The 11,197-nt window shown below is 58.5% G+C and carries 9 protein-coding genes, 1 tRNA gene and 2 rRNA genes (1 of these 12 running past the window's edge); 5 read left to right on the forward strand and 7 right to left on the reverse strand.

The features are described 5' to 3' along the window. Positions 1-24: 24 nt before the first annotated feature. Together I6L46_RS15740 and I6L46_RS15745 are read right to left on the reverse strand one after the other, a co-directional pair. Positions 25-711 carry a pirin family protein gene (locus I6L46_RS15740; RefSeq protein WP_005355292.1) on the reverse strand — a complete coding sequence of 229 codons (687 nt, stop codon included), beginning with the start codon at positions 709-711 and terminating at the stop codon, positions 25-27. 30 nt (positions 712-741) lie between these two features. Further along, positions 742-1,074, reverse strand: a complete 333-nt coding sequence (locus tag I6L46_RS15745; RefSeq protein WP_041202176.1) for a hypothetical protein — start codon at positions 1,072-1,074, stop codon at positions 742-744. 258 nt (positions 1,075-1,332) lie between these two features. On the opposite strand from I6L46_RS15745, the gene I6L46_RS15750 reads away from it, so the two are divergent. Together I6L46_RS15750 and I6L46_RS15755 are read left to right on the forward strand one after the other, a co-directional pair. Then, positions 1,333-2,247 carry a LysR family transcriptional regulator gene (locus tag I6L46_RS15750; RefSeq protein ID WP_216976279.1) on the forward strand — a complete coding sequence of 305 codons (915 nt, stop codon included), beginning with the start codon at positions 1,333-1,335 and terminating at the stop codon, positions 2,245-2,247. Positions 2,248-2,346: 99 nt separating this feature from the next. Then, positions 2,347-2,766, forward strand: coding sequence for a hypothetical protein (locus tag I6L46_RS15755; protein WP_216976280.1), 420 nt, complete (start codon positions 2,347-2,349; stop codon positions 2,764-2,766). Positions 2,767-2,944: 178 nt separating this feature from the next. On the opposite strand, the gene I6L46_RS15760 is transcribed toward I6L46_RS15755, so the two are convergent. Then, positions 2,945-3,295: a hypothetical protein gene (locus tag I6L46_RS15760; protein WP_216976281.1), complete on the reverse strand. Its 351-nt coding sequence runs from the start codon at positions 3,293-3,295 to the stop codon at positions 2,945-2,947. A gap of 199 nt (positions 3,296-3,494) precedes the next feature. On the opposite strand from I6L46_RS15760, the gene I6L46_RS15765 reads away from it, so the two are divergent. The 3 genes from I6L46_RS15765 to I6L46_RS15775 all read left to right on the forward strand — a co-directional run bounded on the left by I6L46_RS15765 (position 3,495) and on the right by I6L46_RS15775 (position 7,141). After that, entirely contained in the window at positions 3,495-4,217 is a 723-nt protein-coding gene (locus tag I6L46_RS15765; RefSeq protein ID WP_040068709.1) for a response regulator, read from the forward strand. A gap of 33 nt (positions 4,218-4,250) precedes the next feature. After that, positions 4,251-5,612, forward strand: coding sequence for an ATP-binding protein (locus tag I6L46_RS15770; protein ID WP_021231762.1), 1,362 nt, complete (start codon positions 4,251-4,253; stop codon positions 5,610-5,612). A 140-nt stretch (positions 5,613-5,752) separates the two neighbouring features. Further along, complete coding sequence (locus I6L46_RS15775; protein WP_216976283.1) at positions 5,753-7,141, forward strand: transporter substrate-binding domain-containing protein; 1,389 nt, start codon at positions 5,753-5,755, stop codon at positions 7,139-7,141. A gap of 67 nt (positions 7,142-7,208) precedes the next feature. On the opposite strand, the gene I6L46_RS15780 is transcribed toward I6L46_RS15775, so the two are convergent. The 4 genes from I6L46_RS15780 to I6L46_RS15795 form a co-directional block, all read right to left on the reverse strand. Then, entirely contained in the window at positions 7,209-9,161 is a 1,953-nt protein-coding gene (locus I6L46_RS15780; protein WP_216976285.1) for a ligand-gated channel protein, read from the reverse strand. Positions 9,162-9,745: 584 nt separating this feature from the next. After that, positions 9,746-9,822: transfer RNA gene (locus tag I6L46_RS15785), tRNA-Asp, on the reverse strand. Positions 9,823-9,919: 97 nt separating this feature from the next. Further along, positions 9,920-10,034 (reverse strand): 5S ribosomal RNA (rrf, locus tag I6L46_RS15790). Between the two features lie 81 nt (positions 10,035-10,115). Further along, a 23S ribosomal RNA gene (locus I6L46_RS15795) occupies positions 10,116-11,197 on the reverse strand; it runs 1,807 nt beyond the window's last position.

Consider the following 11,197-nt stretch of genomic DNA (forward strand, 5'->3'; position numbering starts at 1 on the left):
TGTGTCACATCACCGCTGACTGCTTCAGGGTAGGTCAAATAACAGAGCTTGGCTGGCACTGGTCGCAACCAGCTCCCACCGGTATTCATCACGACTGAGTACCCCGTCGCCGGGTCGGGCAGCCAGACCGTTGGCGGTCAACTCCCCTGAAATCATCTGCAGGTAACCGTGTCGGCCAGCCAGTGCCCATTCGAGCGTCTCGCCCGGGGCCAGTTCCAGCCGCCATACGCGGGCCTGTTGGCGGATCCGCAGCGATCCATCCTCGCCATCCGGTGACGCCACCAGCGTCATGCCCGGTCTGGACTCGATCTTCTTCTGCTGATACCCGGGTGGCGTGCCGAACTCGTTCGGCTCGATCCAGATCTGCAACAGGGAGAGAGGATCCGTCTGCGAGGGGTTGTACTCGCTGTGGCGGATCCCGCTGCCTGCGCTCATCAGCTGGAAATCCCCTGCCGGGATCTGCTCGGCATGGCCGAGGCTGTCCTTGTGCTCTATGGTGCCTTGCAGCACGCAGGTGAGGATCTCCATATTGGCGTGAGGGTGGGTGGCGAATCCGCCACCCGGCGCAACCAGATCCTGATTGATCACCCGCAGTACCGAGTGTCCCATCCACTCCGGGTCATAGTAGTGACCGAAGGAGAAACTGTGGCGCGCGTCCAGCCAGCCAAAGTTGGCCTTGCCCCGCGCTTCTGCGGCTCTCAATTGCATCATGGTCTGCTCCTCACCTACCGGGACGGTTGATTAACGCTGTTTGCCGCTACCGATACCGAACGGAATACGGTATTCGCTGCTCTGGTCAGCCAGGCTGACGGTCAGGTTGCCCTGGGTACGGCTCGGGATCCGCACCTGCTGGGTGCCAGTCAGGTTGGCGTGGACTGATGCCAGCAGATCGCCAGACTCGTCACGCACTTCCAACATCGGATTGGCTTTACCATCCAGTGCGGCAGTGGCGTTCCAGTTCACAAACAGCACGCCGGGCATGGCATTGAAGTCAGCCGGTACGGAAGCTTGGGCGAAACCAGTGGTCATCAGGCCTGCAACGGCCAGCATCTTGATTACGTTTTTCATGTTCATTCACTCTCTTGTTTTATATGTCATTGCCAAGGCCTTTTCGGCCAGAATCAATGCATCCATGCAAGAGGTTATTCAAATAGTGTGTTGTTCTTTCACCGACATCAGACAGACCGATTTGGTGTGTCACAGTGCGGAACTACCCGCATATTTGGCCGCTCGACGTTCCTGCCTAAGCGTTGATTGAATATTAAAGTGACATGACCTAACTTGTTAGCGAGATAAACTGGCAAACATATTCAAAAAAATTGAAGGTGAGGAATGGCCAAGGAATCGAACAAGGAGCGGGCGCTGACCCTGGAAGCAATCCGGGTGCTGGACGCCATCGACCGCCGCGGCAGCTTTGCGGCGGCGGCCGACGAGCTGGGCAAGGTACCCTCGGCATTGAGCTATACGGTGCAGAAGCTGGAAGACGAACTGGATGCCATGCTGTTTGACCGCAGCGGCCACCGCACCAAGTTCACCCCGGCGGGACGCATGCTGCTGGAGCGCGGCCGGGTGTTGCTGGAGGCAGCCGAGCATCTGGTGGGAGAAACCCGGGCGCTGGCCCGTGGCTGGGAAACCGACATCACAGTCGCCGTCGATGCGCTGGTCCCGGTGCAGGCCCTCTACCCCTTGGTAGAGAGGCTGGCCGAGCAGACCGATACCCGACTGCGGCTGCGGGCCGAGGTGCTGGCGGGTAGCTGGGAGTGTCTGGAAGATGGTCGTGCCGACCTGCTGATCTCCTCCATCAACCCGGACATCATGATGACTGGCATCAAGCATCAGGTGATCAAGGACGAGGTGATGCTCTACGTCGCCCATCCCGATCACCCGCTGCATCAGGAGCCCGAACCCTTGGCCGACGAGACCCTGCGCCGCTACCGCGCCATCGCGGTCGCCGATACCGCCCTGCGCAAACCGGTACTTACCTACCGCCTGCTCGACAAGCAGCCGCGTCTCACCGTCAGCACCATGACGGAGAAACGGGATGCCCTGCTGGCAGGGATCGGCGTCGGCACCATGCCACAGAGCTGGATTGAGGAGGACATCCGGGCCGGACGGCTCAAGGTGATCAGCCCCGAATATCGCCATCAGATCCAGGTCGTGCTGGCCTGGCGGCGAGACACCATGGGCAAGGCCAAAAGCTGGCTGGTGCGGGAGATACCAAAACTGTTTGCGACTGGTGAGAAATGAGATCCAGTTAACAGAAATGTTAATTGCATGCCTCACTTGACGCCCAATATCTTTGCTGATTTCATAGCCGCCTCATTGAACCCATGGAAGCTGTAGAAAATGAAAAAGAGTTTGCTGGTTGCCCTCACCACCCTGCCCCTGTTTGCCAATGCCGGCCTGATGGATTCGCTGACCGACAGCGTCACCAGCAGCGTCAAGGATGCGGCCAGCACTGCCGTATCCGGTGCCATGGACAGTGCATCCAACGAAGCCATCAAAAAGGCGCTGGATATCAAGGAAGGCGGCTCCAACAAGCAGGCAGTCAAAGAGAAGCTGGGCGCTCCTGCCACCACCAAGACCGAGGCCGGTCTGGAAGTGTGGACCTATGATCTGGATGCCCTGAAGAAGACCTCTCCGCTGCTGGCAGAGACAACCACAACCCTGCTGAAAGATACCGACGCCGCCAAGAAAAACGTGGTCATCAAGTTCGAAGGCGAAACCGTCAAGAAAGTAGAACTGACCGACAAGGCTCAGGGCTAAGTTCGCTCGTCCGGTGAAGTGGGTTGCACACTCGCACCGACACAGATAGCAAGAGGGGGAGCATCATGCTCTCCCTCTTTTATTGGCAATCACCAGCGCTCAGCCAAGCTGCGGCTCAACGCAGTAAGCGCAAAAAGGGTGGCCTAGGCCACCCTTGGGTTGATAACAGCTGGCGCTGTTACTGGTTCTCTTCGGCGAACTGCTTCATCGCTTCGGCGTGCTTGGTCATACCGGCGGCACGCTCGTTGAGCTTCTTGATGAACTCCGCCTTCTTGGCCGGATCTTCAATGCGGTCATAACGTTGCTGCAGGTTGGCCTGGATCTGCTCCGGGGTCATGTTCTGCATGCGGGCCATCTTGTCGTGGCGGCCACCGTGGTGTTTGCCACCCATCATGCCACCACCGTCCATCGGGCAATCCACCATGGCACCGGGCTGGCCGGTGGGGGCTGCTTCACTGGCTGCATAGGCACCCAGCGGCAGGCCAAGGATCAGGGTGGCGGTCAGCAGGGTTTTGGTCAGCTTTTTCATGGTCTATCTCCTGTAGGGATGATTCTGGTTCGGCGCTCTTGCCTTGCCCTCAAGTAAACACCCTATCGGTGTCTGAACTTTGCCAGCATCGCCCTTTTTTGTAGCAGAGTGTGGCATCGTGCGGATCTGGCACACTTTGACACAAACCGCCGGGCGGATTTTCGTATACTCGTGCCAACGCCAAGCAGGGGAGGTATTCATGAACCAGGGCAACACCCACATTCTGGTGGTCGACGATCACAGCGAGATCCGCGATCTCTTGAAACGCTTTCTGGAACAGCACGGCCTGCGGGTCAGCTGCGCCCGGGATGGCAAGGAGATGAAGCGACTGCTGGAGGAGCGGGAGTTCGACCTGCTGGTGCTGGATCTGATGATGCCGGGTGAAGATGGTCTGACCCTCTGCCGCGAGCTGCGGGTCAAATCGAACCTGCCCATCATCATGCTGACTGCCATGGGGGAAGAGACCGACCGCATCATCGGATTGGAGATGGGGGCCGACGACTATCTGGCCAAGCCTTTCAATCCGCGCGAGCTGCTGGCGCGCATCAAGGCGGTGATGCGCCGCACCCAGGCCGACACCCAGCCCGCCGCCGAAACCCTGACCCGGGATCTGCGCTTCGATCGCTGGCTGCTCGACGTCAATCGCCGGGAGCTGGTCGATGAGGATGGGGTGGGCCTGAGCCTCTCCACTGCCGAGTTCGATCTGCTCAAGGTGTTTCTCGAACGCCCGCAGCGAGTGCTGAGCCGGGATCAACTGCTGGATCTGGCCCGTGGCCGCGAGGCGGTAGCCTTTGATCGCGCCATCGATACCCTGGTGAGCCGCCTGCGCCGCAAGCTGGAGCGGGATCCCAAGAATCCGGAGCTGATCAAAACCATCTGGGGTGGCGGCTATATGTTCTCCGCCGACGTGACGCAGGTTTAAGCAGTGGGCACCTTGCGACGACTGTGGGCACGGATGTGGCCCAAGGGGCTGACCGGCCAGATCATTCTGGTGGCGCTGGCGGGGTTGATCCTGATCCAGCTGCTCAGTATCCAGATCTACCGCACGGATCGGGAGGAGGCGCTCGGCTTCGTCAACAGCCGCAACGCCATGCAGCGGATCATCTCGGTGGTCAGGCTGCTCTCCCTCTCCCCCCCGTCCCTCTATGACGAGATCCTCAAGGCGAGCCGCAGCGAGACTCTGCTGCTGCGCCTCTCTGACGAGCCGCTGCAACCGGATAACCGCAGCCCCCGCTTCGAGCAGCTGGTGCGCTCGCGCCTCAACTATCCCCCCGGCCTCACCGTCGAGATCAGTGCCGAACTGAAGGAGGATACCCAGCGCAGCAAGGCGTGGGAACATCATGCCCGCATGATGCGGGATCGCAAGGGACCGCCCCCGCCGCGGGATATGCGGCTCTACGGCTCCATCGAACTGCCGCAGGGGGGCTGGCTGCAGTTCAGTTCGCTGGTCGACAAGGAGGCGGGCAGCTGGTCGTGGCAGACCACCCTCAACCTGATGCTGGTCGCCAGTCTGGTGATCGGGCTGATGGTGCTGCTGTTTCGCCGTGCCACCCGCCCGCTCAAGCAGCTGGCAGGCAATGCGGAGCGGCTAGGGCGGGGCGAGGATATCGAGCCCTTGAAAGAGGAGGGGCCGACCGAGATCCGCGAATCGATTCAGGCCTTCAACCGGATGCACACCCGACTCGACCGCTTCGTGCAGGACAGAACCCGGATGCTGGCGGCCATCTCCCACGATCTGCGCACCCCCATCACCAGCCTGCGGCTGCGCACCGAGTTTCTGGCCGATGGCGAGGACAAGGAGCGCATCCAGCAGACCCTGCAACAGATGGAACAGATGCTGGCGGCAACCCTCAGCTTTGCCCGCGAGGAGGGGCAGCAGGAGGCTACCCGCGAGCTGGATCTGGTCAGCCTGCTGGTCAGCCTGTGCGATGACTATGCCGATACCGGCCAGCCGGTCACCTGTCTGGCGGAGGGCAAAGAGGTCTACGCCTGTCGGGCCAACACCCTGCGCCGGGTGCTGCAGAATCTGATCGGCAACGCCATCAAATATGCCGGCAGCGCAGAAGTGTCGCTGGAGCGGCGCAAGGAGGAGCTGTTGATCCGGGTCTGCGATAACGGGCCGGGGATCGATCCGGCGCGGCTGGAGGATGTGTTCAAGCCGTTCGTGCGGCTCGATGAAGCGCGCAACACCGAGTCCGGCAGTGTCGGGTTGGGGCTCTCCATCGCCCGCACCCTGGTCCATCAGCACGGCGGCGAACTGACCCTGCTCAATCGGCCACAAGGTGGGCTGGAGGCGCGGATCAGCCTGCCGCTGTAAGTAGTCACTCTATCCGCCGACCTTGTCATGGCGCCGTTTACATCATGCAAACTTCATCATTTGAGCGCTTGTTCTTCGATCAGAAAGGTGGTGATAATCGGTGACCACGGGACGGTATACGGCAACGGATTGGAGCAAGGATGGCCTCTTCCAGGACAGGAGTCATAGTCAGTATCGGATGGGGGCTCCTGCTGCTCGCCCTTGCCCTGCCTGCCTGGGCCAAAGCCCCGGAAGAGCCGATCATCATTACCAACTCCAAAGCCTGGCAGCCCTTCTCCTATATCAATGAGTCGGGCCAGCCGGATGGCCTGCTGATCGATTTGTGGCGTGAATATGCCAGGGTGACCGGCCAGAAGATCGAGTTCAGGCTGGTCGACTGGCAAGGCTCTCTCGACCTGCTCCATGAGGGGAAAGCGGATGTTCACGCCGGACTGCTCTGGTCGCCGGAGCGGGACAAACTGTTCGACTACGGCCGGCCTCTCGCCCAGCTCGACTCCCAACTCTTCTTCTCGAGCGAACTGCGCGGCACCGATGTCCACTACTACCTGCTCCATGAAACGGTCGGTGTGGTAGCCGGTGGCTACGAGGAGTATTACGCCAGACGCTACTTCCCCGGCACCAGACTGCAGACCTTCGACGACAATGACACCCTGCTGGCGGCGGCCTTTCGGGGCGACATTAAGGCCTTTATCGCCGATCTGCAGGTCGCCAACTTCTACATCTATACCTCGGACGATCCCACACGCTTTATTCCGGTTCGCCACCTCTATACTGACCAGATCCGCTTTGCAGTGAGAAAGGGCGACCTTGCCCTGTTAAACCGGCTGGAAGAGGGGTTCGCCAAGCTCAAAGAGAGCGATCGGGAGCGGATCATCCGCAAGTGGATGCATGTCGAAACCGTCTACCCCATCCATCTCGGTCCCTGGCTACTGCTTGCTGGGGCATTGATCATGGTGGCCTACATAGTGCAATTGCGCCGCGCCGTTGCCAGCCGTACCACCGAGTTGAGCCGCGCCAACGCCAGACTGGAGAAGCAGGCCAGTACCGACCCCCTGACCGGCCTGCTCAACCGACGGGCATTCATGCCCGCCATGGAGCAGCGGCTGGCAAGCGGGGAGCCCTGTGCCCTGTTGCTGTTCGATGTGGATCACTTCAAGGAGACCAATGACCGCTTTGGTCATGGCATCGGGGATCTGTTGCTGGAAAAGCTGGCCACGACTGTGACCAACCTGTTGCCCGAAGAGGCTCTACTGGCCCGCATCGGCGGCGAGGAGTTTTGCCTGTTGCTGCCGCTGGCCACATTGGCCGAGACAGAGCAATGGGCCGAGCGTATTTGCCTGGAGAGCAACCGGCAAACCCTGCACACCAGCAGCGGCGAGGTGACCCTCTCCATCAGCACCGGGGCAGTCTGGGTAGCCGCAGAGAGAGAGGCTGATGCCGACCAGCTACTACGGCAGGCTGACGCCCTCATGTATCAGGCCAAGGGACGGGGGCGCAATACCTGGCAAGCCGCCCCCTATCAGGCATAGCCCCCTGACGGACACGTAATAAAAACGGCCGCCATCGGAAGATGGCGGCCGCATAACAGGTTCCCTATCAGAAGTTGTAGGTCACGCCCAGGTTGTAGCGGCGACCATCCAGCACAGTGCCATAGCTGCTGTAATCCACCGTCTTGTCAAACAGGTTGTAGACCCCGGCAGTCAGATCCAGATGCTTGTTGGCCTTGTAGACCAGGCCCATGTCAAAGAAGGTGTAGGAAGGAGTCCCCTCCGCCATCTTGACCCGACTCAGGTACTCGGAGGTCTCGCCACGGAAGTTGACCCGTGACCAGAGGCTGAGATCCTCGGTGGTTTGCCAATCAACACTGCCGTTGAACATGTGACGGGGCATCTGGTTGAGGGCATGACCCGCCAGTGGACCACTCTTCTGCTCGGACTGGGTAAAGGTGTAGCTGGAGCTGACCGACCAATCCTCATTGATGGCCCAATCCATCATCCCCTCGACACCGCGCATGTTCGCCTTGTCGACGTTGACCCGATCACTGATGAAGTCATAACTGTGACCATTGAGGGTACAGGCGGGATCGCTCTTGCTGGTGCAGCGACGCACTTCGGAGATCTTGTTCTTGAAGTCGGTGTTGAACAGGGTAACCCCGGCGTTGAAGCCCTGATGACCGTTCCACAGCAGGCCGATCTCTTCACTCACGCTAGTCTCGGGCTTGAGGTCCGGGTTACCGACCAGCATACCATCCAGGCTGCCACCACCGGTGACCTGACCCCAGTTGGCCGCCGACATTCGCAAGTCAGGGGAGCGGTAACCGGTCGATACGCCCCCTTTCAGGGTCCAGCTATCATCCAGATGCCAAACTCCGTAGAGGCGCGGGCTCCAGTGAGAGCCGTAATTCTGATCCCGATCCATGCGGGCGCCACCGGTCAGGGCAAAGCTGTCGGTGAGTGACCACTCATCCTCGACAAACATCGCCCAGCTCCAGCGAGTCAGCTGCTCGGCAGGGTTGGCCACTTTCAGGGTATTGCCCTGATCGTGCAGATCCTCATAGCGATACTGACCACCGACACTCAGGTAGTGATCACCCAGAATAAACTGGGTATGGGTATCGGCGATGGTGTTGGTAAGTTCCATCTTGCGGCCGGGGTTGGTGTTGGTCTCCTGCTGCAGATAGCTGCTGGAAGAGCCGAAATCATACTGGCCATCATGGGTCAGCGCATAGTTGGTGCGCTCGTATCGGTTAAGGCTGTCTTTCGCCTTGGTAGCCAGCGAATTGCCGGCCGTGCGATCCCGATCCTGCAGACTGCGACTGGCTTCCAGATCGAAGCGGTTATGGTCATCAGGCTTGAAGCTGAGCACAGCCGTGCCACTGCGAGTCTCCTGCTCGGCAAAACCCTGGATAAATTTGTCTTCACCACGATGTGCGAGCTGACCATTGAAACGCAGCCCCAACACGCCATCGATCAGTGAACCTGCGGTATAGGCATCGGTCTGGAAACTGTTGCCAGCCTCCTTGTTCTCCTGGAAGGTAGAATCAGCATGAACCGAGCCCTGCCAAGCCAGACCGGTGGTCTTGCGGGTAATCACGTTAATCACGCCCCCCATAGCATCGGAACCATAACGGGATGACATAGGGCCACGGACGACCTCAATGCGCTCAATCGCCTGCAGTGGCGGCAGCCAGCCCTGCTCGATACCCGGACCATCGCTGTTCGGGCGAGTGCCGCGGCTATCCACCTTCTTGCCATCAACCAGCATCAGGGTGTATTTCGACCCCATACCGCGAATGCTGATATCACTGCTGCTGCCACCGCCGGTCACCACAACACCGGGCACATCCTTCAGGGCATCAGTTACATCGCGATATGCCCGTTTCTCCAGCTGCTCACGGGTAATCACGGAGATGGAGGCGGCAGAATCTTCAATCTTCTGCTGGAAGCCGGAAGCGGTGACGACCATCACCTCTTGTTTGGCAGCATAGGCCTGGGTCGCAAGAAGGGAGCAGATCAGCAAGGCAAGCTTGTTCGGTTTCACTGTTGTCATGTTTTAGCCTGAACATTTTTAGTAGGAAGGTGACGTATTCCCTTACTTCACTCATTACAACGCCCTGGCATCCGGCCAGGCGCAGCATTAGAAAAGGCTCATTTGAAAAGCACTTTATTAATCAGCCCGCATTGTAACGACCTCGACCCGATCATTCAAACAATAATCATTATCATTTATCTCGCGTGGCATTCCTGCTGTAAAACAGATCGCTATTGATAAGTGACTGTTTTAATAGAAAAAATCCATAAAAAAACAAGGGAATTAAACAAACAAGCGGAAGCGATGACGTACCGTTGCAAGATGGCCTGATTTAATCCTCAAGCTCTATCAGCTCGCAGCGGAACAATATGGCCAAGATGGGATGTGCTGCGATACAGAGGTGGAGACAGTAGCAAGAACGCCAATAGGGGAAGGCATTGGCATCGTGGTGGATGTCGGCAGCTCACCAGCAGGCTAAAACATCAAAACCCGGTCGTGAGACTGGGCTTTGTGTTGGTTCCGGCGTGCAAACCTGTGGGTCTTATGGGCAAAAATCACCCATATAAAAAAGGCCTTCCCAATCGGGAAGGCCTTCAAATTAGTGGCGGAGCGGACGGGACTCGAACCCGCGACCCCCGGCGTGACAGGCCGGTATTCTAACCGACTGAACTACCGCTCCGCATTCGGTTAGCTTTCGCTAAATCATGTGCCGCTTCTTATGAGGTGTCATCCTCGCAGCCAGCGTCGTGATTCTTCACATCGCTGTTTAATTAGGTGCCTGGCAGTGTCCTACTCTCGCATGGCGAATGCCACACTACCATCGGCGCTACCGCGTTTCACTTCTGAGTTCGGCATGGGATCAGGTGGTTCCACGGCGCTATGGCCGCCAGGCAAAGTCTTCAATCTGTGAAAGCTGATGTAAGTAGTTCGCTTAGGTTTGCTACAAGCCTTAGAACACTTCTTGGGTGTTGTATGGTTAAGCCTCACGGGTAATTAGTATGGGTTAGCTCAACACGTCGCCGCGCTTACACACCCCACCTATCAACGTTGTGGTCTCCAACGGCCCTTTAGGACCCTCAAGGGGTCAGGGATGACTCATCTCAGGGCTCGCTTCCCGCTTAGATGCTTTCAGCGGTTATCGATTCCGAACTTAGCTACCGGGCAGTGCCACTGGCGTGACAACCCGAACACCAGAGGTTCGTTCACTCCGGTCCTCTCGTACTAGGAGCAACTCCCTTCAATCATCCAACGCCCACGGCAGATAGGGACCGAACTGTCTCACGACGTTCTGAACCCAGCTCGCGTACCACTTTAAATGGCGAACAGCCATACCCTTGGGACCGACTTCAGCCCCAGGATGTGATGAGCCGACATCGAGGTGCCAAACACCGCCGTCGATATGAACTCTTGGGCGGTATCAGCCTGTTATCCCCGGAGTACCTTTTATCCGTTGAGCGATGGCCCTTCCATTCAGAACCACCGGATCACTATGACCTACTTTCGTACCTGCTCGACCTGTCCGTCTCGCAGTTAAGCTGGCTTATGCCATTGCACTAACCTCCTGATGTCCGACCAGGATTAGCCAACCTTCGTGCTCCTCCGTTACTCTTTGGGAGGAGACCGCCCCAGTCAAACTACCCACCAGGCACTGTCCGCGAGCCCGATTCAGGGCCCTGCGTTAGAACATCAAACATACAAGGGTGGTATTTCAAGGACGGCTCCAGCGCAACTGGCGTCACGCCTTCAAAGCCTCCCACCTATCCTACACATGTAGGTTCAATGTTCAGTGCCAAGCTGTAGTAAAGGTTCACGGGGTCTTTCCGTCTAGCCGCGGGTACACCGCATCTTCACGGCGAATTCGATTTCACTGAGTCTCGGGTGGAGACAGCATGGCCATGGTTACACCATTCGTGCAGGTCGGAACTTACCCGACAAGGAATTTCGCTACCTTAGGACCGTTATAGTTACGGCCGCCGTTTACCGGGGCTTCGATCAAGAGCTTCGCTTGCGCTAACCCCATCAATTAACCTTCCGGCACCGGGCAGGTGTCACAC

Source organism: Aeromonas sp. FDAARGOS 1416 (genome assembly GCF_019048085.1).
In the GTDB taxonomy this organism is placed as follows: domain Bacteria; phylum Pseudomonadota; class Gammaproteobacteria; order Enterobacterales; family Aeromonadaceae; genus Aeromonas; species Aeromonas veronii.

Coding starts and splice junctions, on each gene's coding strand:
- I6L46_RS15780 (WP_216976285.1), bottom strand. CDS start 9,161: ATGACAACAGTGAAACCGAACAAGCTTGCCTTGCTGATCTGCTCCCTT.
- I6L46_RS15755 (WP_216976280.1), top strand. CDS start 2,347: ATGAAAAAGAGTTTGCTGGTTGCCCTCACCACCCTGCCCCTGTTTGCC.
- I6L46_RS15740 (WP_005355292.1), bottom strand. CDS start 711: ATGATGCAATTGAGAGCCGCAGAAGCGCGGGGCAAGGCCAACTTTGGC.
- I6L46_RS15765 (WP_040068709.1), top strand. CDS start 3,495: ATGAACCAGGGCAACACCCACATTCTGGTGGTCGACGATCACAGCGAG.
- I6L46_RS15760 (WP_216976281.1), bottom strand. CDS start 3,295: ATGAAAAAGCTGACCAAAACCCTGCTGACCGCCACCCTGATCCTTGGC.
- I6L46_RS15775 (WP_216976283.1), top strand. CDS start 5,753: ATGGCCTCTTCCAGGACAGGAGTCATAGTCAGTATCGGATGGGGGCTC.
- I6L46_RS15745 (WP_041202176.1), bottom strand. CDS start 1,074: ATGAACATGAAAAACGTAATCAAGATGCTGGCCGTTGCAGGCCTGATG.
- I6L46_RS15770 (WP_021231762.1), top strand. CDS start 4,251: ATGTGGCCCAAGGGGCTGACCGGCCAGATCATTCTGGTGGCGCTGGCG.
- I6L46_RS15750 (WP_216976279.1), top strand. CDS start 1,333: ATGGCCAAGGAATCGAACAAGGAGCGGGCGCTGACCCTGGAAGCAATC.